This window comes from Pseudomonas sp. KK4 (assembly GCF_001984065.1).
In the GTDB taxonomy this organism is placed as follows: domain Bacteria; phylum Pseudomonadota; class Gammaproteobacteria; order Pseudomonadales; family Pseudomonadaceae; genus Aquipseudomonas.
Window position 1 is genome coordinate 15,519 of sequence record NZ_LYVP01000005.1, and the last position, 23,072, is coordinate 38,590.

The window sequence follows — 23,072 nt, forward strand, 5'->3', positions numbered from 1 at the left end:
CTGGCGATTGAATGGAGAACAATAAAAATGATCTTCACCCAGGAACACGAAGCACTGCGCCGCACCGTCCGCCAATTCGTCGATCACGAGATCAATCCCCACGTCGAAGCATGGGAAAAGGCCGGGCGTTTTCCGATTCACGAGATCTTTCGCAAGGCCGGCGACCTGGGTTTGCTGGGCATTTCCAAACCGGAAAAATTCGGTGGCATGGGGCTGGACTACAGCTACTCGATCGTCGCCGCCGAAGCGTTCGGCACCATTCATTGCGGCGGTATTCCGATGTCCATCGGGGTGCAGACCGACATGTGTACCCCGGCCCTGGCGAGATTCGGCTCCGATGAACTGCGCGACGAGTTCCTGCGCCCGGCCATCAGCGGCGAGCAGGTCGGCTGCATTGGCGTCTCGGAAGTGGGCGCCGGCTCCGACGTGGCAGGCTTGAAAACCACGGCGCGCAAGGACGGCGACGACTACGTGATCAACGGCAGCAAGATGTGGATCACCAACTCGCCCAGCGCCGACTTCATCTGCCTGCTGGCCAATACGTCGGACGACAAGCCGCACATCAACAAGTCGTTGATCATGGTGCCGATGAACATCCCCGGCATCAGCCTGAGTTCGCACCTGGACAAGCTCGGCATGCGCAGCTCGGAAACCGCCCAGGTGTTTTTCGATAACGTGCGCGTGCCCCAGCGCAACCGCATCGGCCACGAAGGCGCGGGGTTCATGATGCAGATGCTGCAGTTCCAGGAGGAACGCCTGTTCGGCGCGGCGAACATGATCAAGGGCCTGGAGTATTGCGTCGACAGCACCATCGAATACTGCAAGGAGCGCAAGACCTTTGGCAGTGCGCTGATCGACAACCAGGTCATTCACTTTCGCCTGGCGGAATTGCAGACCGAAATCGAATGCCTGCGCGCCTTGGTCTACCAGGCCACCGAGCAATACATCAAGGGCCAGGACGTCACGCGGCTGGCGTCCATGGCCAAGCTCAAGGCCGGTCGGCTGGGCCGCGAAGTCACTGACAGTTGCCTGCAATACTGGGGCGGCATGGGCTTCATGTGGGACAACCCGGTGGCCCGCGCCTACCGCGATGTGCGGCTGGTGTCGATCGGCGGCGGCGCCGACGAGATCATGCTGGGGATCATCTGCAAACTGATGGGCATTTTGCCGGGAAAAAAGAAATGAGCCGCCTGCCGCTTTGCGAGACCTTGCTGCTCGAACTGCACAACGGCGTGCTGCACATCACCCTCAATCGCCCGCAAAGCCGCAACGCCATGAGCCTGCAGATGGTCAGCGAACTGCGCGCGGTGCTGGCGGCGGTGCGCGATGACCGCACTGTTCGCGCACTGGTCATCGGCGGTGCCGGTGGGCATTTCAGCGCCGGAGGTGACATCAAGGACATGGCCGATGCCCGTGCCCAGGGCGCGACGGCTTACCGCGAACTCAACCGTGCGTTCGGTGCCCTGCTGGAAGAAACCCAGCACGCCCCGCAAGTGGTGATCACCGTGCTGCAGGGCGCGGTGCTCGGTGGCGGTTTCGGCCTGGCCTGCGTCAGCGACGTGGCCCTGGCCGATCATCAGGCGCAATTCGGCCTGCCGGAAACCAGCCTCGGCCTGTTGCCGGCACAGATCGCGCCGTTCGTGGTCCAGCGCATCGGCCTGACCCAGGCCAGGCGCCTGGCGTTGACGGCGGCCCGCTTCGATGGCGCGCAGGCCCGGCGCATGGGCCTGGTGCATTTTGTCGAACAGGATCCGCAAGCCCTGGCCGAGCGCCTCGATGAGGTGTTGGCTCATGTGCTGTGCTGCGCGCCGGGGGCGAATGCGGCGACCAAGCAGTTGTTGTTGAAAAGTGCCGTGCAGCCTTCGGGTGAGCTGTTGGATGAGGCCGCGCAGTGGTTCAGCGAGGCGGTGGTCGGTGCGGAAGGCGTCGAGGGGACGATGGCCTTCGTGCAAAAACGTAAACCGGGGTGGGCCCTTTGAAAGCTTCGCGAGCAAGCCCGCTCCCACAGGGGAATGCATTTCAAACGGTGGGAGCGGGCTTGCTCGCGAAGACGGCCTGACAGGCAACACAAATACCAGAGGAACCACTCAATGCCCGCCCTCACAAAAATCCTCATCGCCAACCGCGGTGAAATCGCCTGCCGCATCCAGCGCACCGCCCAGGCCCTGGGCTATCGCACTGTCGCCGTGTTCAGCGACGCCGATGCCGATGCCCTGCATGTGCAAATGGCCGACCAGTCTGTGCGCATCGGCCCGGCGGCGGTACAACAGTCTTACCTGAACATCCCGGCGATCATCGAGGCGGCGCGCCGCACCGGCGTGGATGCGATCCATCCGGGCTATGGCTTCCTCTCGGAAAACGCCGATTTCGCCCGCGCCTGCCAGGACGCCGGTATCACCTTCATCGGCCCCAGCGCCGACGCCATCGAATTGATGGGCAGCAAACGCCTGTCGAAACTCGCCATGATCGACGCCGGCGTGCCCTGCATCCAGGGCTATCAGGGCGCCGAGCAAGACGACGCCACGTTGAGCCGCGAAGCCCAACGCATCGGTTATCCCTTGATGATCAAGGCCAGTGCCGGCGGTGGCGGGCGCGGCATGCGCCTGGTGCACGAGCCCGGTGATTTGCTGGAACAGATCCGCACCGCTCGCTCCGAAGCCCTCAATGGTTTTGGCAGCGACGAACTGATCCTGGAGCAGGCCTTGATCGAACCCCGGCATGTGGAGGTGCAGCTGTTCGGCGATCAGCACGGCAACCTGATCTACCTAGGCGAGCGCGATTGTTCGATCCAGCGTCGTCATCAGAAAGTCGTCGAAGAAGCGCCCTGCCCGGTCATGACCGAGTCGTTGCGCCAGGCCATGGGTGAAGCGGCGCTCAAGGCCGGTCGGGCCGTCAATTATGTGGGCGTCGGTACCGTCGAGTTCCTGCTCGATGCCCGCGGGCAGTTTTATTTTCTGGAAATGAACACCCGCCTGCAGGTGGAGCACCCGGTGACGGAATTGATCACCGGCCTGGATCTGGTGGCCTGGCAACTGAACATCGCCGAAGGACAAGTGTTGCCACTGCGTCAGGATCAGGTGCAGCTCAACGGCCATGCCATGGAAGTGCGCCTGTATGCCGAAGACCCGACCCAGGTTTTTTTGCCTCAGACCGGGCGTATCGACACCTGGCAACCGGCGCTCGGTGTGCGAATCGATCATGGCCTGTTGGAAGGCACGACCGTCAGCCCTTTTTACGACCCGATGCTGGGCAAGCTCATCGCCCACGGCGCGACCCGCGAGGAGGCCCGGCGCAAGCTGCTGCGGGCGGTGCAGGACACCGTGCTGCTGGGGGTGCGAAGCAATCAGCGCCTGCTCGCCGGGCTGTTGCAGCATCCGTCATTCATCAGCGGCCAGTTCAGCACCGCGTTCATCTCGCAACACTTCGCCGAACACCCGTGCCTGCACCCGCATGTGCCCTGCGCGGAAGAACTGGCGATCGCCGCGGCCCTGTTCTATCAGGCCCGCGCACAGGCCTATCGCCAGCCGCTGGCCGGTTGGCGCAACAACGCCAGCGTGCCGTTGCACTTCAATCTGGGACTGGACGAGCAGCAATGGTCGGTGGCGCTGGATGCGGTACCGGGGGGCGCGTATCGGATTCAGGTTGCCGACCGTAGCCTGGCACTGCAGGTCATCGACTGCGATGGACGCTGGGCCACCCTGGAAATCGACGGCGTCCGCCAACGTCATGCCTACCACCTTCACGCGGGGCAACTGAGTCTGTTTACCCGACCGGGCAGCCTCGTCATCGAAGACCGCACCCAGGCCCTGGTCAGCGGCCAGGCCAGTGTCAGTTGCGGCACGCTCAAGGCGCCGATGGACGGGGCGATCGTCGATGTATTGGTCACGCAGGGCAGCAAGGTCAGCAAGGGTCAATTGCTGGTGGTGCTTGAGGCCATGAAGATGGAGCATCCGCTCAAGGCCGGCATCGACGGGGTGCTCAAGCGCTTGCAGGTGCGGGTCGGCGATCAGGTCAAGAACCGCCAGGTTTTGCTCGAGGTCGAATAAGCCGCTGGGCGGATCCGCCGGGTTTGGCTACGCTCAAGCCTATCAGGACGCGGATACCAGGAACCCTGCAATGCCCCACTGGCTGGTCATAGATCTGGAAGCCACCACCGATGAGGGTGGCTGGCCTGTCACGGAAATGGAAATCATCGAAATCGGCGCCACCCTGGTGGACCGCAAAGGTCGTGAAGTGGATCACTTCCAGTGCTTCGTACGGCCTCTGCGGCGCCCGCTGTTGACACCGTTTTGCCGGGAACTGACGCACATCACCCAGGCCGATGTCGACGGCGCCAGAACGCTGAGCGAAGTCTGGCCATCTTTCGAGCAATGGCTGGGGCAACATCCTTCCCCGCTGGAAGCCTGGGTCAGTTGGGGTGATTACGATCGCCAGCAATTCATCCAGGAATGGCAACGACTGCACATCGATAGCGTGCTGAGCCGCACCCCGCACATCAACCTCAAACAGCGTTTCGCCAAGGCCCGGCGCCTGGATCGTCCACTGGGCCTCAACAGCGCGTTGCAACTGGCCGGCCTGCAATTTACCGGACAACAACACCGGGCGCTGGAAGATGCGCGCAATACGGCGCGCCTGCTGCCGCAGATTCTCCCCCCTCTGGAGAGGTGACGACACCGGCCCCCTTGTGCATACTGGCCGGCCCTTTTTAGCCCTTTTCGAGGAATCGCCCATGTTTAAAGTCAACGAGTACTTCGACGGCACCGTCAAGTCGATCGCCTTTGGCACCGCTGAAGGTCCGGCGACCATTGGCGTCATGGCTCCGGGCGAATATGAATTCGGCACCGCCCAACGTGAAATCATGCACGTGGTCTCCGGCGCCCTGACCGTCAAGCTGCCAGACAGCACCGACTGGGAAACCTTTGCCGCCGGCAGCCAGTTCAACGTGCCTGCCAACAGCAAGTTCCAGCTCAAGGTAGCCGTCGACACCGCTTACCTGTGCGAATACCGCGGCTAAAAGCCCGGATTTTCACCGCGGAAAAAAATGCCCGTGTCCTGGGACACGGGCATTTTTTTGGGTTTGGTTTACTCCAGGATCGTCACCGGCATGCCGACCTGCAGCGTGCCGTTACTGTCGTTGACCAGGTTCTGCCCGAACATCGCGCCATCGGCCTGGGCACGGTATTTCTGCAAGGTGGCCAAGGGTTCGCGATCGGCGCTGCGTTCGCCGGTTCGCGGGTCGATGGTGGTCAGGATGCAGCGCGAGCAGGACTTGACCACGCGGAACTCGACATCACCGATGCGCAGGCGCTTCCAGCTGTCTTCGGCATACGCGTCGCTGCCTTCGATCACCAGGTTCGGTCGAAAGCGCAGCATTTCCAGCGGGCGGCCGACCCGCTGTACCAAGTCATCCAGCGATGCCTGACCGATCAGTAGCAACGGGTAGCCATCGGCGAACGCCACTTGATCGTCATCGCTGCCGTAGCCGGACTCGGTCATGCGCGCGCGCTCCACCGGCACGTGCACCAGGCGCGTCGGCTTGCCAATGAACTCACTGACCCAGGCCGCCGCCGCGTCGCCGGCATCCGGCACACGCAGGGTATCGCGCCAGATGGTCACGCCCCGCAGTTCGGCATCGCTGCCGGGCAAAGCGACATCGATCGCCGAGAACCCGGGGGCCGCCAGGGTCAGGCCGCCTTCGGCATTCCACAACGCCGACAACTGGCTCATCTGCGCCACCGCCCGCTGGGTCAGAAAACGCCCGCTGGCCTCGTCCACCAGCATCCAGCGTCGATCACCGTCCAGCCCCAGCTTGTCGAGGCCGATCTGTTGCAAAGTCTCGCCCTTGCCGGATTTCAACGGATAACGATAAAGCGCGCTCAGACGCAGCATGGCCAGCTCCCCAGGAAACAAAAATGCCACCCTATACGACCCGGGTCTTTGAATCAAAGCGCACGGTGCAGAGGTGAACCAGATTTTCCCGCGTCATCGTTGACGACCATCGCGAGCAAGCTCGCTCCTACAGGTTTTTTGAGGCGCAGGCAGGTTTCAGGCAGGCACGGCGTCGAGCATCAAGCGCTCACGCACCACATCGACCAATTTGTCCGGCTGGAACTTGGACAGGAAGTTGTCGCAGCCGACCTTTTTGACCATCGAGTCGTTGAAACTGCCGGACAGGGAGGTGTGCAGCACCACATACAGGCCACGCAGCCGCGGGTCGTTGCGGATCTCGGTAGTCAGGCGATATCCATCCATTTCCGGCATTTCCGCATCGGTGAATACCATCAGCAGTTTGTCGGTCATGTCCACGCCGCTGTCGGCCCAGGCCTTGAGCATGTTCAGCGCCTTCAGGCCATCACTGGCGATGTGCATTTTCACGCCCAACTGACCCAGGGTGTCGCGCAACTGCGCCAGGGCGACATTGGAGTCATCCACCAACAGCACTTCACGGCCACGGGCCCGTTCCAGTACCGGGTCGGCCAGTTTTTCCCGGGAGACCTTGGCGCTGTAGGGCACGATTTCCGCCAGGACTTTCTCCACGTCGATGATTTCCACCAACTGGTCGTCGACCTTGCTGATGGCCGTCAGGTAATGCTGACGACCCGCGCTGGTCGGTGGCGGCAGGATCGCTTCCCAGTTCATGTTGACGATGCGGTCCACGCCACCGACCAGGAATGCCTGCACGGAGCGGTTGTATTCGGTCACGATGATCGTGCTGTTCGGGCCTGGCACCAGCGGGCGCATGCCGATCGCCTGGGACAGGTCGATCACCGGCAGTGTCTGCCCCCGCAGGTTGACCACACCACAAACGAACGGGTGACGCTGGGGCATCAAGGTCAGTTTTGGCAGTTGCAGGACTTCCTGCACCTTGAACACGTTGATGGCGAACAATTGCCGTCCGGCCAGCCGGAACATGAGAATTTCCAGGCGATTCTCACCCACCAATTGCGTACGTTGGTCTACCGTATCGAGAATGCCGGCCATCAATGACTCCTGGGCTTGTACTGATGAATTCACTAATAAGGGGTTATCGGCTGTTTTCTGAGGACCTTGACCCTGTGCAAAATGCCATGCGGGAACATTGATGTCACATTAACATCATGCTTTACTGGCGTTGCAATTTTCATCGACTGCATTCTGCGCGCGCGACCGCTACTTATTCGATAGGTTCCGCTGCGTAGGGGATTCCCCGATCCACAATCAGTTGCAACCTGATATTCGCGATTTCCAATAGCCATTAATGTGATGCCATTCTCATTGCATGAATGGAGTCAGGCTTTTGTGTGCGATCGAAGGTCAGTGGCCTCCCACCTCATCAACCCGTTGCGCCACCTGGCATAAAGCCGGGCGGGACGCGATCTCACGACAAAATGCAGACGCAGGAACGCCCATCGTTCTCGTCGACACACACGACATCCCCTCATTAGTCATGACGTTGTGGAGATAAGCATGCCGGACAATCGTAAGGAATGGACGAAGCGGGTCCCGGAGTTTCTGGTCGAGGCCGAATCACTGCTGGCCAAGACCGAGGAATGCCTCAGCCACCTGCAGCTCATTCGCAATGACAGGGACGCAATCGATTGCATGCTCAGTACGCTGCTCAAGCTGGCCTGCAAAGCCGATGCGTTGGCACTGGCAGCCGTCTCCGAATTCTCCCTGCACATCCACGGCCTGCTCAATCACGCTCAGAGCCACATGGCCCTGCACGACGAGGCCCTGAACGCGCTCAAGGATTGCCTGACCCTTATTGCCTGGCAACTTGAATTGATCGATCAGAAAACCGGCCAATTAAGCCTGGACGAAACCGAACAGACGACGCTTATCGAAGCCTTCGCCTTCCAGGTCGGTCAGAGTCAGTTTCAATTGCCGATCAATTCCAAGCCATTCGCACTTGTACCCTACATGGAGCGTCAGGCCTGATTTCGTAGAACTGTGTCGTATTTCACATTTTCAACGGCATAAGTACAACGCTGGCTAACGACACTAATGTCGCAATTGAATGTTGCGTACCTGATTACGACAGAAGCAAAAAACCATTTCTCTTCCAGGCAACTTGTTGCCTGATCCAGCTCAGGTTTTACCTGGCATTCAGAGCCAATAACCCCCGGGTTATCGAGCCTTTTTCCGCCCCCCATACCCCTACTGTCACTGTGTGCAGTTCGACATCGGACGCCCGGTTTCCTGACTTTACGGACATATATCACGAGCGCGACCAACGGTATCTTAAGTGGTATTATGCCGCCCATTAGTTGACGTCAAATAACGGCAATATGTATGCCACGGCTGCAGCTGTATAAGTTATTGCAAATTTCTTATACAAAAACCCTGCACTGTTGATGTCGTTGTACAACATTACACACAGAGGCCCGTCATCATGACCGGCCTGTCCGCAGCGAACATTCATTGGCTCCATCCGCTATGTACGCCAGCCTCAAATCAATCACCCGGTGGCCACCCTCCCGCGAAAACTCGCGACGGCTCACGGTTTTGCTATGTGCCTGCTCCACGCTGGGCAGCCTGGTGATCTATGGCCTTTCCATGCCCCTGCCGCTGGGTCTGCTGCTGCTCAATGTGGCAGCCTTGGGTTGCGTCTGGGTGCAGTATCGGTTGTCGCAAAAATCGATCGGCTTTCAACCCCAGGAGCTGGCCGACCGCCTGCTCCAGGTCCAGGAAAACGAACGCCATCGGCTGAGTCGCGAATTGCATGACGACATCGGCCAACTGTTGACCGCCGCCAAGTTGCAAAGCGCCTGGCTCCAACGCCGGATGCCCGAAGAGCTCCAGGGGCAATGCGTGGTCCTGTGCGAAACCCTGGAAGAAACCCTGGCGAAGGTCCGCGATGTGTCGGCCATCCTCAATCCGCGGCAATTGACCAGCCTTGGACTGGAAGCCAGTCTGCGGGCGCATCTGCTCAAGACCCTGGCCAATACCCCGGTGCACTGGAGCCTGGAATGCCACCAGCGCTTGACCGGGATACCGGAAGAAATGGCCGTCGCAGCGTTTCGCATCACTCAGGAAGCGGTCACCAACATCCTGCGCCATGCCGAGGCGAAGAACCTGCTGGTGTGCCTGCAGCGTTTGCCTCAAGGCCTGTCACTGTCGATCCGTGACGATGGCCAGGGCTTCGCACCCGCCCAGGACCCCGGTCGGGAGGGGCAGCGCGGCATGGCCGGCATGTCGGAGCGAATCAGCCAGTTGGGCGGCACACTGACGGTCACCAGCGAACCTGGCAAAGGCACTCAAATCGAAGCTCTCTTCCCCTGGGCGCCGCGAGCGCTCGAACGGGCCAGTACGAATAAGGTTATGCATTGACTTGTAACTTACTTCTGGTGGATGACCACTCGCTGATCAGGGCTGGCGTGCGCGCCCTGGTGATGGATCTTCCTGGCTATGCGGTCATTGGCGAAGCCAATGACGGCTCGCAGCTGCTCGCCATGGTCGAACACATGTCACCGGATATCGTGCTGCTGGATATTTCCATGAAGCAGACCGGCGGCCTTGAGGCGTTGACGCAACTCAAGCGCATCCGTCCGCAGAGCAAAGTACTGATCCTGTCGATGCACACCGACCCGGCCCTCATCATGCAGGCGCTGGAATCCGGTGCGCACGGTTATCTGCTCAAGGACACCACACCCACCGAGCTGGAACACGCACTGCAAGCCTTGCGCAACAACGAGCGCTACCTGAGCCCGGCCATTGCCCATACCGTCATCACCCAGGCCCTGACCCGAAACCAGAAAACACCGGTGCCGCCAGACACCCACAACCTGACGGCCCGTCAGCTGGAAATCCTGCGCCTGATCGTTCGCGGCAAATCCACCCGGGAGATTGCCAACGGCCTCGGCCTGAGCGTCAAGACCGTGGAAACCCACCGCTCGCAGGTCATGAAGCGCCTGCAGATCTTCGATGTCGCAGGCCTCGTGCTGTTCGCCGTTCGCGAGCAGATCATCAGCCTGGACGACTGACCGCTGCCAAGGTACTCAGCAGCGGCGAGTTTTCTGGCAAGTGCACGCGAAGCGCCGCCGGCTTCGCCGAGAAGCGCAGGCTGTCGCCTTCAAGCGGCTCGCCGTCAAGGTTGATGTAGAGGCCTTCGGAGACTTTGATCTCGACCCACGGCAGCCGGGCCCGCACGAACATATTGTCGATTCCGAAGCCATCGGCCAGCAGGTTTTTCAAGGTCCCGACCAGTTCCTGCGGCGCCGGCAGAATACTGATATCGAGCAATCCGTCGTCGGCCAGCGCCTCGGGGCACAACACATGGCCTCCCCCCGCCTGCCGACCATTGCCGATGCCCAGTGCCAGCAAGTCGCCCTGCCAGTGAAAGTCCGGCCCCTGCAACTCACCATAGGCCGCGTGCAGCTCGCTGAAGCGTGACAGGCCGGTGAACAGGTAAGCAGCGCCGCCCAGGACCTTCTTCAGGTCCTCGGAAGTATTGGCCGTGACCTGGCTGCCGAAGCCGCCCGTGGCCATGTTCAGAAACACTTGCCCACCGACTTCACCCAGATCGATCGCGCTGGGCGCCACGTCCAGCAGATCCAGCGCCTGGGCAGGCTCCAGGGGCACGCCGGCAGCGCGGGCAAAATCGTTGGCGGTGCCCAACGGCATCAGCACCAGGCTGGCCTGGTCCGACTGCGACGACAAGGCTTCTGCGATATCGCGCAACGTACCGTCACCGCCGCCGGCAATGATATGTGTATAGCCAGCCGCCAGCGCTTCATTGACCAGACGCTGAGCGTCGCCCGCCTCCCAGGTCAGCCGAACGGCCAGTTCCCAACCCTGTTCGCGCCGGCTTTCGACGGCCGCACGCACCTCGTCGTTGAGCGCCTGCTTGCCATGCAGAATCAACAGTGCCTTTCGTTCGCTCATGTGTAGTCCCCCGGATTTGCACAGTGCTTGGCAAATGTGACCCCGTATCGCCCGATAAAAGTCGATGCACAGCGAATTATTTTCAGCCGGGGTGGCTTGCGGGGGTCAAGACGGGATTTTTCTTACAAAAGGTGAGGAAACGGCTTAATTGACCATCGGGGGTGATTCGTACACTTTGGTGTCCAGATTTTTCAGTCTTCCGCAGGACAATCACAGGGATGTGCCATGCAACGCCAAGACCTCAATCACAACAACGCAGAAATGACCATGGAACCCCGTGTCGCCGAGTTGCAATCACACCTCAAGGACATCCGCCAGGACATGGAGGACGTGCGAAGCGAAGTCAGGTCGATCAAACACCGCCTCGCCTATTGCGCAGGCGGTACGGCGGTACTGCTCGGCGTGTTGGGCTGGATCGCCAATAGCCGCTTCGACCAGCTCGTGACGCTGCTGCTGGCCCATTGACCGGGCCAGCAGGAACCCGCCTCAGCCCAACACTTCACTCAATGCAATGAAATACACGGCGTCACCGGCCACCAGCGTGCGATCTTCCAGCACTTCAACCAATCCATCGGCCCAGGCGGCGCTACGCAGCACGCCGGAGCTCTGATTCTTGTAGATGACTGCCCGCCCGTTCTCGAGCCGACCGCGCAGGTATTCACGTCGATTGCCCGCTACCGGCCAGTCAAATCCTGCCGGTACTTGGATTTTCAACGGTTCTACCTGTTCGACGCCTTGCAGACGCAGCAGATAAGGCCTGGCCAATAAGGCAAAGGTCACCAGGGTCGAGGCCGGGTTGCCCGGCAAGCCGATCACCGGGACGCCGCGAAAATGTCCGAAGGTCAGCGGCTTGCCCGGCTTGATCGCCAGCTTCCACAAACTCAACTCACCTTCTTCACGCAAGGCAATACCGAGGAAATCAGCCTCACCCACCGAGACGCCACCGGTGGAGAGAATCAGATCGACATCCTTCAACCCGCCAAGCCGCGCACGGGTGGCGTCCAGATCATCCGGAAGAATGCCGGCGTCGATCACCTCACAACCCAAACGTTGCAACCAACTGCAGAGCAGCACTCGATTGCTGTTGTAGATCTGACCTGGCCCGAGGGCCTGGCCGGGCTCGACCAATTCATCGCCAGTGGACAGCACCGCCACCCGCACCTTGCGGATCACCTCCAGTTCGGCGCAACCGAGCGAGGCAGCCAGACCCAGTTCAATCGGACCCAGGACAGTACCCGCCGGCAAAATCAATTCGCCGACCGTGGTTTCCTGGCCTTGTGGACGAATGTTTTGTTCGGGAGACAGTTTTTCGCTGAAACGCACCCGCCCATCGGCCTGGACTTCTGCGTTTTCCTGCATCTCGACACAATCGGCACCGGCGGGAACAGGGGCGCCGGTGAAGATTCGCGCGCAGGTGCCTGGCTCCAGAGCCACGGGTGCCTGCCCGGCAAAAATCTTCTGGCTGACGCTCAGCGGCTCGCCGGTCCAATCGGCCACGCGCAGGGCGTAGCCGTCCATGGCGCTGTTGGGCCACGGCGGCAGATCCAGCGTCGACAGCAGATCATCGGCCAGCACACGCCCTTGGGCTTGCGCCAACGGCAAGCGCTCACGCTCGACAATCCTTGCGGCGTCGGCTGTTTCCAGCAAACGGGCCAACGCCACTTCCACCGGCATGAGGATGCCGGTTTTGCCCGGCTTACCCACGGGATTCACAGGGAGCCGCCTGTTTCAGGTGAGTCACAAAATTGCACGGGCGATGCCGCGAATCCAGTTGTTCGGCCAGAATGCCATCCCAACCGGTGCGCACGGCATTGGTCGAACCCGGCAGGCAGCAAACCAGCGTACCGTTGGCCAGACCCGCCAGGGCGCGGGACTGAACCGTCGACGTACCGATGTCCGCCACGGAGATCTGCCGGAACAGTTCACCAAATCCATCCACTTGCTTGTCGAGCAGGCAGCTCACCGCTTCGGGCGTACTGTCACGGCCGGTGAAACCGGTACCGCCGGTGATCAAGACCACCTGCACCACATCGTCGGCAATCCAGGCGGCAACTTGCGCACGGATTTTATAAAGATCATCTTTTAGCAGAACCCGGGAAGCCAGGTTATGACCCGCTGCCGTCAGGCGGTCGACGAAGACCTGGCCTGAGGTGTCGGTTTCCAGGGTTCGGGTATCGCTGACCGTCAACACCGCGATGTTGAGCGGCGCGAAAGGTACATCAGCCTTGGCTTTCATAGGCTCATCCAGTTGTAGGAGAAACAGCCCGGTGTTATATCACAGTGCCCCATTTTCTCGCCGCCCCCACCTGTATGATGGACCCTTGCCATGACGTCGAATCTGTTGCCACCCTGCTCCATTCTCCTCTTGGCAGGCGGTCGCGGACAACGCATGGGCGGCCAGGATAAAGGGCTGGTGATATGGCACGGTGAACCGCTGATTGCTCATCTGCATCGCAAGGCACGCCCTTTGAGCGATGACCTGATCATTTCCTGCAACCGCAACCTGGAGCAGTACGCGCCTTACGCCGACCAATTGGTTCACGACGACGAAAGTGACTTTCCGGGGCCATTGGCCGGGATTCGAGCGGGCCTGAAAGTGGCTCGGCATACCCATATGCTGGTCTTGCCTTGCGATGTCCCGCGTGTCGATACGGCGCTGATCACCCGCATGCGCGAAACCGCCCGCCTGCACCCCGACAAACCCTTGATGCTGCGCCATGACGATCATTGGGAGCCTTTGCTTTGCGTCATTCCGGTAGCACTTGGCGCTGAGTTCGAAAGCGCCTGGCAAAACGGCGAACGCAGCCCCGGACGCCTGATGCGCCAGCTCGGCGCGACCGCCTTGCAATGCCCTGACAACGACCCACGTCTGGCCAATCTCAATACGCCTGATCTGTTAAGCGCTCACAACACTGTGTCAGACTGACAGCCACCGAGGAACTTGCACGCGCTGCATACGTCTGAAGCTCAGTAACCAAAAGAATTCATTTTCGGAGATACACTCATGACTCAACGGACCCTGGCCACTTTCATGCTCGCACTGGGCCTCGCTACCCTGGCCGGTTGCGCATCGCCTACCGTGATTACCTTGAATGACGGTCGCGAAATCCAGGCCGTCGATACGCCAAATTTTGACAAGGATTCGGGCTTCTACGAATTCGAGCAACTGGATGGCAAGCAGACCCGCATCAACAAGGATCAGGTTCGCACCGTTAAAGAGTTGTAATCTGCGCGGCGACTTGCAGATAAAAAAATGCCCCGACTTGTCGGGGCATTTTTTTATCCGGGCATTATCAATTATGGATTCGGTTCCTTCGCCAGTCTGTCTACGCGAGCCAGCGCCTGGGTCGCTTCTGTGATGCATTTCTTGTCATCGTTCGCGGCATTGGCCGCTTCCGCGCTGGCTTGCATGCGCTTGACTTCCATGGTCGTGTTCTCAGACGTGGCCGGCAGCGTGGTGATCTTGTCCCGCAGTTCCTGGAGTTTGATGGTGCAAAGGTCGTGGTCTGCGGCGAATACGGGAGAGGCCAGCATTGTCGCGCAAATGATCATTCCAGCGAAAACGGTACGTTTCATGGGTATCTCCTTGCATGGAAGGTCTCGGGGCCGCCGGCAGCTCTGGCTGCTGCCCCGAGTTCTCTGAACGCCACGTTCGTGGGGCCTGTTCAAAAGACTGCAAAGATGATCATAAATTCGATCTGTCCGACGTCCCTTGCTTACCATTGCAGCGTGATGGCGCTCTCGAACGTTCTATGCTGGCCGGTGACCGGGTCGACAAATTTGAGTCCCTGCGCCAACAGCTTCAACGGATTAGCGTAGTCGTCCTCCACATCCTTGAGTACCTGTGGATAAAACGGATCGTTGCAGATGCCGGCGCCCAACGCTGCCATGTGCACTCGCAACTGATGCTTCTTGCCTGTAACCGGGTAGAGGCCGTAGCGCCACAGATCGCCGTTCTTCTCCCTGACCTCGATCGCCGTTTCGGTATTGGGTGTGCCCTCTGCTTCCTGCATGCGAAAAAACGGCTCGCCATCGATGAGCCGACTTTTATGCACCCGGGGAAACGACTGTTCAGGCAACGCTCGAGCAATGGCTTCGTAGCGTTTTTCGATTTGCCGGGTCGGGAACAACGACTGGTACGCCGAGCGACTTTGCGGATTGGCAGAAAACAGCACCAACCCTGCGGTGTGCCGATCGATGCGATGCAAGGGAACCAGATGAGGGTTATCGAGGCGGCGAATCAGCCGCCGCAACAGGGTCTGTTCGACATATTCACCCGCCGGGGTGACGGGCAGGAAGTGCGGTTTGTCCGCGACTACCAAGTGCTCGTCCGCATAGAGGATCGACTCCACCACCGGGATCGGCTTTTCGTCCGGCACCTCGCGGAAATAGTGGATGCGCAGGCCTTCCTTGTACGGCAGGTCGAGCGCGATGGGGGCACCCTGACCGTCCAGCACCCGGCCACGGGCGATGCGGTCCTGCCATTGATCACGACCGATGGCGCTGAAGTGCTCGCACAGGCAATCGAAGACGGTCTGCCACGAACCCGGCGGTAAATAGAGGGTGCTGGCCTGGCTGTGGGCGGCGCTGAAAGATGGACTGGACATACGAAAGCTCTAAACCTCAAGGCAGAGCGACATTATCCAACAGCGCCGCACATGAACCTAGCGGAGAATCTCAGGCGGGAATCGCTGCCCGCGCCGCTGCCTCGGTGTACTCCTTGAGCCAGCGCAGCACGTCGACCGCCTCCCAGCGGCTCGGGTCATACAAGGCATACAGCAGTCCCTGATAGCCGACGACGTCCAGTTGCCGGTGAAAACCGGCACGCTGGAACAAGGCTTCGATTTCGGCGAAACAGGTATTGAAATGCAGCTTGTTGAAGGGCGTCTTGCCCTCCGTGACCAGACCGTCCAGACGCAATTCGAGGACGGCCTCGCGTACCACGTCCACCGACATCCGGTTCACGCTGCTTTTCAACTGTTCGACATTGACCACGATTCATCCCTCTGACGCCCGGACTTCGCTGCTCGCCTGCTGTAGGCAGAGAATGCAGCAACAACCCGAAATAACTGTATGCGCATACAGTATCCGAATCGCACCGGTTACGCCAAGGGATCTATCGTAAAGTTCGACCGGCGGACCCGCTCATGCCGATGCCTGCTTACCGCAGGAAATTCACCACATCGTCGGAGCCGAACGGCCAGCCGAGCTCCGCCCCGGTATCCACCCGACGCAACACCGGGATACGCAGGCTGTAGGCTTCGAACCAGGTCTCATCGTCTGCGATGTCCACCAGTTCTACCAGCAGGCCGCGCTCGACGAACTCCATCAGCATGGCTTCGGCCACTTCACAGAGGTGGCACCCCAAGGTGCCGAACAGCTGACATTCAGGAGGCATGAGCGCTCAACCAGCAAAATTTGAGTGAGTATTCTAGGCCGCCCCCGAAACGTCGTCGAGCGGCCAGCGGGCGGCCTTTCAGTCCTGGCTGACCGCGCCGATCTTGTGTATCGACAGGTCCGCACCGTAATACTCCTGCTCCTGACTCAGGCGCAGGCCATGGAACGCCTTGATCGTGCCATACACCGCCAGGCCCCCGACCAACGCGACGGCCACGCCCAGCACCGTGCCGATCAATTGGCTGATCAGGCTGACCCCGCCCAGTCCACCCAACGCGCTCTGGCCAAAGATGCCGCAGGCGATTGCGCCCCATACACCACACAGGCCGTGCAGCGGCCACACACCCAGCACATCGTCGATGTGCCATTTGCCTTGAGCGGCCGTAAAGCACCAGACGAACAGCGCCCCGGCGATCGCCCCGGTCGCCAGGGCGCCCACGGGATGCATCAGGTCAGAACCGGCACAGATCGCCACCAGTCCGGCCAGCGGACCGTTGTGCAGAAAGCCCGGGTCATTGCGCCCCACAATCAACGCGGCGAACGTGCCGCCGACCATGGCCATCAGTGAGTTCACCGCCACCAGCCCACTGACCCCCTGCAGGGTTTGCGCGCTCATCACGTTGAAACCGAACCAGCCGACGATCAGGATCCACGAACCCAACGCCAGGAACGGAATGCTCGACGGCGCGAACGCCACCAGCCGCCCTTCGCGATAGCGGCCATTGCGTGGCCCCAGCAACAACACCGCCGACAGCGCCAGCCACCCACCCATGGCATGCACCACCACCGAGCCTGCAAAATCGTGGAAACCGGCACCGAAGCGCGACTGCAACCAGGCCTGCAAGCCAAAGTTGCCGTTCCAGACAATGCCTTCGAAAAAGGGATAGATGAACGCCACGATCAAGGCGGTGGCGCACAGCTGCGGAACGAATCGCGCCCGCTCGGCGATGCCGCCGGAAATGATTGCCGGAATCGCCGCCGCAAAGGTCAGCAGGAAGAAAAACTTCACCAGCCCGTAACCGTGATCGGCGTTGATGACCGCTGCCGGTTGCAGGAAGGTCACCCCATAGGAAATCCAATAGCCTATAAAGAAGTAGGCAAGGGTCGAAACGGCGAAGTCACTGAGGATCTTGGACAGGGCGTTGACCTGGTTTTTTTGCCGAACCGTCCCGACTTCCAGAAAGGCAAATCCGGCGTGCATGGCCAGGACCATGACCGCACCGATCAGAATGAACAAGGTATTGGAGCTATGGACCAGGCTGTCGACAGCGCTTTGCAGGTTTTCCATGGATGAGGCAGACCTTAAGGCAAAAAAAGCACCAAAGCAGTTCGCGAGGGCATTCCATGCACCAAGTTGTGACGCCCGAGATCAGGAGCGCCACGGCCGATGAACCGCTTTGGCGCACAGGGTTCGTCACGGCCAGTCAGAACCGGTACTTTTGCGCGGTTCCATATTGTTTGAATCAGGGTTTTCGCAAATCATGCCCAGCAACAGCGCAAATGCGCAGGCTGACGCACCAGGACACAGCAAAAGTTGTACCAGTCATTTGTACTGAACCTTCGTCAAAGGCTCATACTCGAACGTTTCAGACGCCACCTATGGAGATCACCAATGGCCAGCATCAAGGCAAAGACTGCTCAAGAAATCCTGATGAACGACTTTCAGACACTGGTCAGCGACACTGAGCGGTTGCTGGAACACACCGCGTCCCTGGCTGGCGACCAGGCCGATGAATTGCGCGAGCAGATCCACGACAGCCTGCTGCGTGCCCGGGAAACACTGAAGCTGACCGAAGATTCATTGCGCGAGCGCGGCAAGGCCGCCGTTACCGCCACCGAAGACTACGTTCAAGCCAACCCCTGGCAATCGGTCGGGATCGCGGCCGGCGTGGGCTTCCTGATCGGCCTGCTGGCCACCCGGCGCTGATTATGGCGATCGAAGATTTCGGCGCGTCCACAGGCGCCAGCTCCTCATCGCGACGCCTTGGCGCCGCCGTTCTCGGATTGCTGCACAGTCATGTCGAGTTGTTCGGCATCGAACTGCAAGAGCAAAAAGCCCGAACCGTCAGCCTGCTGTTATTTGCCGGGTTGGCCCTGGTGTTTGCGCTGCTGTTGCTGGTAGGGCTGTCGACGCTGGTGATGATTCTCTTCTGGGACACCTATCGCCTGGCGGCCATCATCGGTCTTTGCGTGTTCTATACCCTGGCGGCGATCTTTTGCGGCATTCGCCTGAGGGCGGCGATTTTCGATGAGTCTTCACCCTTCCACGGCACCCTGGAAGAACTGGCCAACGACAGGGAGCGCCTGCTGCCATGAACCTGCCTGAACTGCCTCGCAACAGCTCGCGCGCGGACATGCGCAAGACGCTGATTCGGTTACGCATGGAAATGCATCGCCAGGAAATCCGCCACGAATCGGCACAACTGCTGCAACCGCTGCACCGCGTTCGCGGGATGACGCAAAACCTGCAGGACGGCCTGGGGATAAAGCACGCGCCACTTTGGGGCGTAGCGGCGGTCACGCTGCTGGGCTTTCTGACCGGTAAGGGTGCCAAAGGCGGCGGCACCGGCAGCCTGTCGCGGCTGGTGCGCTTGGGCACAACGCTGGGGCCGCTGATCAAACTGGTGATGCAGGGCTCGTCGCGCAAACCCTGAGCTGTCACTTTCTGGCTGCATTCTTGCAATAACGACAGGATGAACCTCTCCAGCGAGGGGTTCGGCCCTGTGTGCCTGCCCGGCCCCAAGGCTCAATCCAAAAACAAGATCAACTAAGGAGGCTTTGTGATCGACGGGCAACCGCTCGCCTGCTTTCAACCGTTCATCGATACGGCGACTGGCCGTATCGCAGGGGTAGAGGCCTTGGGCCGACTTCGTCAGGCCGATGGTCAACTGGCATCGGTGGGACCTTTGTTCGCCGACCCGCGCACCAACGCGATCGCCCTGCGCCGCCTGGATCGGCAATTGCGCGATAACGCCCTGAGCCGTCTGCATGAAGCCCCCGCCGACTGGTTTCTCAGTCTGAACATGTCCCCGCGGTGGATCAGCCGATTACGCGCAGACCAACCGCTGCCCAGCCTCAAGCAACTGAACAGTCACGGCGTCGACCCGCAGCGCATCGTTTTCGAAATCACCGAACTGGGGGGTGACATCCAGCGCCTGGCGCAAGTGGTCGCGCGTTACCGCAGCGCCGGTGCACGGATCGCGATCGATGACTTCGGTGCCGGCTATTCGCAACTCGATCGCGTACTGGCACTGCAACCGGACATTCTCAAGCTCGACATGCGCCTGTTCCAGGCCGCGGCGCTGGGTGGCCCGAGCAGCGACGTGGTCAAGGCCCTGGCGCAGATGGCGGAGAAAACCGGCTGCTGGATCATTGCCGAGGGCGTGGAAACCGACGCGCAGCTCAACTTTGCCCTGGAGTGCGGGTCACGTTATGTACAGGGTTACCTGTTCGCCGGTGCTCAGGAAGACTTCTTTGCCACCGACGCCTTCGTCGAACCATTCGCCCGGCTGCGTCAGCGTTATGTCCAGCAGAAACTGGCCGAGCGCGGGCGCCTGATGATCATGCGCCAGCAACTGGCGGAGCTGATGGCGATCCTGCAAGCCTGGGCCCAGGCCCGCGCGCCGCTGAGCGCCCTGCCGCAACTGGATGCCTTTCCCTGGTTGCTGCGCTTCTACCAATGCGACCGTCACGGCACGCAACTGACGCCGAACCTGGAATGGCGCAACAACGGTTGGGTTGCCGACAATCGCTACCTGGGCCACAACTGGTCCTGGCGCCCGTACTTTTATCATCTGTTGGCCGAAGGCTGGGATGAACGGCGCCTGACGCTCTCCAACACTTATCGCGACGCCACCAGCAACCAGTACTGCCTCACCGCCGGGCAATTTTTCGATAATGGCGAACGCCTGCTGCTGATCGATATCGATGCCGTCGGGTTGTAATGCCCCTTGCGAGGCCCGGTGCGAACCGGGAAGCTAGGGTCATCAGACACCTGACGGAGAGACCCCGCCTTGGATTGGCCTACCCTGCTCACCCGCGAACGCCTCGGAAAACCCCTGCACAGCCCGCAAGAGCTCGGTCGCAGCCCCTTTCACAAAGACCATGACCGCATTATTTTCTCCGGCGCGTTTCGGCGCCTGGGGCGCAAGACACAGGTCCACCCGGTCTCCAGCAACGACCATATCCACACGCGCCTGACCCATTCGCTGGAAGTCAGCTGTGTGGGCCGTTCGCTGGGCATGCGCGTGGGTGAAACCATCCGCAGTGCCCTGCCCGACTGGTGCGAACCCAGCGACCTGGGGATGGTGGTGCAGTCGGCCTGCCTGGCCCACGACATCGGCAACCCGCCGTTCGGTCACTCCGGCGAGGACGCGATTCGCCACTGGTTCCAGCAGGCCGCCGGCCGTGGCTGGCTCGAAGCCATGAGCGACGCCGAGCGTAATGACTTCCTCAATTTCGAAGGCAACGCCCAAGGCTTCCGGGTGCTGACCCAGCTGGAGTACCACCAGTTCGACGGCGGCACCCGGCTGACCTATGCCACCCTCGGCACCTATCTCAAATACCCCTGGACGGCTCGGCACGCCGATTCGCTGGGCTACAAGAAACACAAATTCGGCTGCTACCAGAGCGAGCTGCCCTTGCTGGAACAGATCGCCCACAAACTCGGCCTGCCGCAAATCGAGGACCAGCGCTGGGCGCGTCACCCGTTGGTGTATCTGATGGAGGCTGCCGATGATATTTGCTATGCGTTGATCGACCTCGAAGATGGCCTGGAGATGTCGCTGCTCGAATACGCCGAAGTGGAATCGCTGCTGCTGGACCTGGTGGGCGACGATCTGCCGGAAACCTATCGTCAGCTCGGCCCTGGGGATTCGCGTCGACGCAAACTGGCGATCCTGCGCGGCAAAGCCATCGAGCACCTGACCAACGCCGCCGCCCGTGCGTTCGTCGAGCAGCAGGACGCGTTGCTGGCCGGCACCCTGCCCGGGGATCTGGTGGAGCACATGCACGGCCCGGCCAAACGTTGCGTGCTCAATGCAAAGGACATGGCGCGCAAGAAAATCTTTCAGGACAAACGCAAGACCCTGCACGAAATCGGCGCCTATACCACCCTGGAAATTCTGCTCAATGCCTTCTGCGGCGCCGCCGTGGAGCAACACAACGGTCGTACACCTTCGTTCAAGAGTCGGCGAATTCTCGATCTGCTGGGCAACAATGCGCCGAATCCACACGGTTCGCTTCATGCCTCCTTCCTGCGGATGATCGACTTCATCGCGGGTATGACGGACAGCTATGCCAGTGACATGGCGCTGGAAATGACCGGGCGCTCAAGTCACTGATGGGGTGATGTGCCAAGTTTTGAAGTGAACGCATTCCCCTGCAGGAGCGAGCATGCTCGATTCTGCAGGGGAATGTGCCAATCCAAATGCACTCAACATTCACCGAATCCCCCTACAACTCAAGTCGCGTGAACTGATCGATTGTCGGATCGGGAAGCGGAACAATCGGGACTCCTTTGCTCGATAAAAGACGCATGAATAATATGAACAAAGAAAACCTGCGCATCTTGCTGGTCGAAGACCATCCGTTTCAGCTCAAGGCCAATCAAATTCTACTCGAGAGTTACGGCTTCAATCGATTGACCACGTCCGATTCTGCCCAGGGTGCCCTGCAGCAAATGCGGGGCGCCGATCAACCTTTCGATATTCTTTTGTGCGATCAATGTTTGCCAGACCTTTCGGGTATCGATCTGGTGAAGTTTGCCAGCCACCGAGGGATGATCAAACGGGCAATCCTGCTGAGCAGCCTGACGCCGGCTGAGCTGGACGGGCTTGAACACTTGGCCGTGGCTGATGATCTGCCACTGCTGGGTTATTTGATAAAACCGCTGAAAAAATCCGAATTCATACAACTATTGACCTCATGTTTATTTGAAAACCATTGCTAGAAGATAAACGTAAAAACAACAAATAACGCTCAACCCTGAAAATTAAACCCACAACTAACTAATTTCAATTTAAAACCCACCTGTAAACAAGGCTAGTTATCGCGTAGTCCTTTTCTTTTTTGCCTGTAGGAACATTCCTATTTTGCCACTACAGGTCAGTCAGTTCATACGCCCCCTCAACTATCTGAGCTAAGGTGCGCGCTTTATTTCAGTTCCCATGGGATTTTATTATGAACTCCGTTTTTATCGTCGACGACCACCCTGTCATCCGGCTTGCCGTTCGTATGCTGCTTGAACATGAAGGCTACAAAGTCGTTGGTGAAACCGACAACGGGGTCGATGCCATGCAGATGGTTCGCGAGTGCATGCCGGACCTGGTCATTCTCGACATCAGCATTCCCAAGCTCGACGGCCTGGAGGTGCTGGCCCGTTTCAACGCTATGAGTACGCCCCTCAAGACACTGGTACTCACGGCACAGTGCCCGACACTCTTCGGTATTCGCTGCATGCAATCGGGCGCGTCAGGCTATGTGTGCAAACAGGAAGACCTCAGCGAACTGGTCAGCGCCATCAAGGCCGTGTTGTCGGGTTACAACTACTTCCCGAGCGAAGCATTGAGCCCGGTCAAGGGTGACGAAGCGCGTTGTGCCGAACTTGAATTGTTCAAGTCGGTCAACGATCGGGAACTGATGGTGTTGCAACTTTTTGCCCAGGGTCGCACCAACAAGGAAATTGCCAAAGGCATGTTCCTGAGCAACAAGACCGTCAGCACTTACAAAAAACGCCTGATGCAAAAACTCAAGGCCAAGTCGTTGGTCGAGCTGATCGAAATGGCAAAACGCAACGCATTGGTGTGAGAGTC

Annotated in this window: 28 protein-coding genes; 18 read left to right on the forward strand and 10 right to left on the reverse strand. The window is 59.9% G+C overall.

What is annotated here, in order from left to right; translation table 11 throughout:
* Window positions 1-27: 27 nt before the first annotated feature.
* The 5 genes from atuD (at window position 28) to B0W55_RS03130 (ending at window position 5,014) form a co-directional block, all read left to right on the forward strand.
* Window positions 28-1,185 (forward strand): citronellyl-CoA dehydrogenase, encoded by a 1,158-nt coding sequence (gene atuD / locus B0W55_RS03110; RefSeq protein WP_077044567.1) that lies wholly within the window; start codon window positions 28-30, stop codon window positions 1,183-1,185.
* Window positions 1,182-1,979, forward strand: coding sequence for an enoyl-CoA hydratase/isomerase family protein (locus B0W55_RS03115; protein ID WP_077044568.1), 798 nt, complete (start codon window positions 1,182-1,184; stop codon window positions 1,977-1,979). The genes atuD and B0W55_RS03115 overlap by 4 nt, the downstream gene beginning before the upstream one ends.
* 111 nt (window positions 1,980-2,090) lie before the next feature.
* Window positions 2,091-4,046, forward strand: a complete 1,956-nt coding sequence (locus B0W55_RS03120) for an acetyl/propionyl/methylcrotonyl-CoA carboxylase subunit alpha (RefSeq protein ID WP_077044569.1) — start codon at window positions 2,091-2,093, stop codon at window positions 4,044-4,046.
* A gap of 70 nt (window positions 4,047-4,116) precedes the next feature.
* Entirely contained in the window at window positions 4,117-4,668 is a 552-nt protein-coding gene (locus tag B0W55_RS03125) for an exonuclease domain-containing protein (protein WP_077044570.1), read from the forward strand.
* A 61-nt stretch (window positions 4,669-4,729) separates the two neighbouring features.
* Complete coding sequence (locus B0W55_RS03130; RefSeq protein WP_003183665.1) at window positions 4,730-5,014, forward strand: pyrimidine/purine nucleoside phosphorylase; 285 nt, start codon at window positions 4,730-4,732, stop codon at window positions 5,012-5,014.
* Between the two features lie 68 nt (window positions 5,015-5,082).
* On the opposite strand, the gene B0W55_RS03135 is transcribed toward B0W55_RS03130, so the two are convergent.
* Entirely contained in the window at window positions 5,083-5,889 is an 807-nt protein-coding gene (locus B0W55_RS03135) for an MOSC domain-containing protein (RefSeq protein ID WP_077044571.1), read from the reverse strand.
* Between the two features lie 156 nt (window positions 5,890-6,045).
* Window positions 6,046-6,981, reverse strand: a complete 936-nt coding sequence (locus B0W55_RS03140; protein ID WP_077044572.1) for a chemotaxis protein CheV — start codon at window positions 6,979-6,981, stop codon at window positions 6,046-6,048.
* A 465-nt stretch (window positions 6,982-7,446) separates the two neighbouring features.
* On the opposite strand from B0W55_RS03140, the gene B0W55_RS03145 reads away from it, so the two are divergent.
* From B0W55_RS03145 to B0W55_RS03155, 3 genes are all read left to right on the forward strand, one after another.
* Window positions 7,447-7,917, forward strand: a complete 471-nt coding sequence (locus B0W55_RS03145) for a hypothetical protein (RefSeq protein ID WP_077044573.1) — start codon at window positions 7,447-7,449, stop codon at window positions 7,915-7,917.
* Between the two features lie 498 nt (window positions 7,918-8,415).
* Window positions 8,416-9,309 carry a sensor histidine kinase gene (locus tag B0W55_RS03150; RefSeq protein WP_077044574.1) on the forward strand — a complete coding sequence of 298 codons (894 nt, stop codon included), beginning with the start codon at window positions 8,416-8,418 and terminating at the stop codon, window positions 9,307-9,309.
* On the forward strand, window positions 9,306-9,962 hold the full coding sequence (locus B0W55_RS03155) for a response regulator transcription factor (RefSeq protein WP_077044575.1): 657 nt from the start codon (window positions 9,306-9,308) through the stop codon (window positions 9,960-9,962). Before B0W55_RS03150 ends, B0W55_RS03155 begins: the two co-directional genes overlap by 4 nt.
* On the opposite strand, the gene yegS is transcribed toward B0W55_RS03155, so the two are convergent.
* Window positions 9,946-10,863 (reverse strand): lipid kinase YegS, encoded by a 918-nt coding sequence (gene yegS, locus B0W55_RS03160; protein WP_077044576.1) that lies wholly within the window; start codon window positions 10,861-10,863, stop codon window positions 9,946-9,948. The genes B0W55_RS03155 and yegS overlap by 17 nt on opposite strands.
* Window positions 10,864-11,088: 225 nt before the next feature.
* On the opposite strand from yegS, the gene B0W55_RS03165 reads away from it, so the two are divergent.
* Window positions 11,089-11,328 carry a hypothetical protein gene (locus B0W55_RS03165; protein WP_256576178.1) on the forward strand — a complete coding sequence of 80 codons (240 nt, stop codon included), beginning with the start codon at window positions 11,089-11,091 and terminating at the stop codon, window positions 11,326-11,328.
* 21 nt (window positions 11,329-11,349) lie between these two features.
* Here the strand turns inward: B0W55_RS03165 and glp are convergent, their stop codons facing one another.
* A complete protein-coding gene (glp, locus tag B0W55_RS03170) occupies window positions 11,350-12,537 on the reverse strand; it encodes a gephyrin-like molybdotransferase Glp (RefSeq protein ID WP_175645463.1) in 1,188 nt (395 codons plus the stop codon).
* 22 nt (window positions 12,538-12,559) lie between these two features.
* Window positions 12,560-13,099 carry a molybdenum cofactor biosynthesis protein B gene (moaB, locus tag B0W55_RS03175; protein WP_077044578.1) on the reverse strand — a complete coding sequence of 180 codons (540 nt, stop codon included), beginning with the start codon at window positions 13,097-13,099 and terminating at the stop codon, window positions 12,560-12,562.
* Between the two features lie 90 nt (window positions 13,100-13,189).
* On the opposite strand from moaB, the gene mobA reads away from it, so the two are divergent.
* Both mobA and B0W55_RS03185 read left to right on the forward strand, forming a co-directional pair.
* The gene (gene mobA, locus B0W55_RS03180) at window positions 13,190-13,789 is read left to right on the forward strand and encodes a molybdenum cofactor guanylyltransferase MobA (RefSeq protein ID WP_077044579.1); all 600 of its coding nucleotides are present in this window, start codon (window positions 13,190-13,192) and stop codon (window positions 13,787-13,789) included.
* 78 nt (window positions 13,790-13,867) lie between these two features.
* Window positions 13,868-14,089, forward strand: coding sequence for a YgdI/YgdR family lipoprotein (locus tag B0W55_RS03185; protein ID WP_077044580.1), 222 nt, complete (start codon window positions 13,868-13,870; stop codon window positions 14,087-14,089).
* A gap of 71 nt (window positions 14,090-14,160) precedes the next feature.
* Here B0W55_RS03185 and B0W55_RS03190 read toward each other — a convergent pair whose 3' ends face one another.
* The 5 genes from B0W55_RS03190 to B0W55_RS03210 all read right to left on the reverse strand — a co-directional run bounded on the left by B0W55_RS03190 (window position 14,161) and on the right by B0W55_RS03210 (window position 17,548).
* On the reverse strand, window positions 14,161-14,439 hold the full coding sequence (locus B0W55_RS03190; protein WP_077044581.1) for a hypothetical protein: 279 nt from the start codon (window positions 14,437-14,439) through the stop codon (window positions 14,161-14,163).
* 140 nt (window positions 14,440-14,579) lie between these two features.
* Entirely contained in the window at window positions 14,580-15,470 is an 891-nt protein-coding gene (locus B0W55_RS03195) for a pseudouridine synthase (RefSeq protein WP_077044582.1), read from the reverse strand.
* Between the two features lie 70 nt (window positions 15,471-15,540).
* Window positions 15,541-15,858, reverse strand: a complete 318-nt coding sequence (locus B0W55_RS03200) for a transcriptional regulator (protein WP_077044583.1) — start codon at window positions 15,856-15,858, stop codon at window positions 15,541-15,543.
* Window positions 15,859-16,024: 166 nt separating this feature from the next.
* Window positions 16,025-16,261 (reverse strand): glutaredoxin family protein, encoded by a 237-nt coding sequence (locus B0W55_RS03205; protein ID WP_077044584.1) that lies wholly within the window; start codon window positions 16,259-16,261, stop codon window positions 16,025-16,027.
* Between the two features lie 78 nt (window positions 16,262-16,339).
* Window positions 16,340-17,548 (reverse strand): ammonium transporter, encoded by a 1,209-nt coding sequence (locus B0W55_RS03210; protein WP_077044585.1) that lies wholly within the window; start codon window positions 17,546-17,548, stop codon window positions 16,340-16,342.
* 324 nt (window positions 17,549-17,872) lie between these two features.
* On the opposite strand from B0W55_RS03210, the gene B0W55_RS03215 reads away from it, so the two are divergent.
* From B0W55_RS03215 to B0W55_RS03245, 7 genes are all read left to right on the forward strand, one after another.
* Window positions 17,873-18,187 carry a YqjD family protein gene (locus B0W55_RS03215; RefSeq protein WP_077044586.1) on the forward strand — a complete coding sequence of 105 codons (315 nt, stop codon included), beginning with the start codon at window positions 17,873-17,875 and terminating at the stop codon, window positions 18,185-18,187.
* Between the two features lie 2 nt (window positions 18,188-18,189).
* Window positions 18,190-18,576: a phage holin family protein gene (locus tag B0W55_RS03220; protein ID WP_077044587.1), complete on the forward strand. Its 387-nt coding sequence runs from the start codon at window positions 18,190-18,192 to the stop codon at window positions 18,574-18,576.
* A complete protein-coding gene (locus tag B0W55_RS03225; RefSeq protein ID WP_077044588.1) occupies window positions 18,573-18,914 on the forward strand; it encodes a hypothetical protein in 342 nt (113 codons plus the stop codon). Before B0W55_RS03220 ends, B0W55_RS03225 begins: the two co-directional genes overlap by 4 nt.
* Window positions 18,915-19,040: 126 nt before the next feature.
* Entirely contained in the window at window positions 19,041-20,204 is a 1,164-nt protein-coding gene (locus B0W55_RS03230) for an EAL domain-containing protein (protein ID WP_077044589.1), read from the forward strand.
* 69 nt (window positions 20,205-20,273) lie between these two features.
* Window positions 20,274-21,602 carry a deoxyguanosinetriphosphate triphosphohydrolase gene (locus tag B0W55_RS03235; protein WP_077044590.1) on the forward strand — a complete coding sequence of 443 codons (1,329 nt, stop codon included), beginning with the start codon at window positions 20,274-20,276 and terminating at the stop codon, window positions 21,600-21,602.
* A gap of 203 nt (window positions 21,603-21,805) precedes the next feature.
* Window positions 21,806-22,210, forward strand: a complete 405-nt coding sequence (locus tag B0W55_RS03240; RefSeq protein ID WP_077044591.1) for a response regulator — start codon at window positions 21,806-21,808, stop codon at window positions 22,208-22,210.
* Between the two features lie 230 nt (window positions 22,211-22,440).
* On the forward strand, window positions 22,441-23,067 hold the full coding sequence (locus B0W55_RS03245) for a response regulator transcription factor (protein ID WP_077044592.1): 627 nt from the start codon (window positions 22,441-22,443) through the stop codon (window positions 23,065-23,067).
* Window positions 23,068-23,072 lie beyond the last annotated feature (5 nt).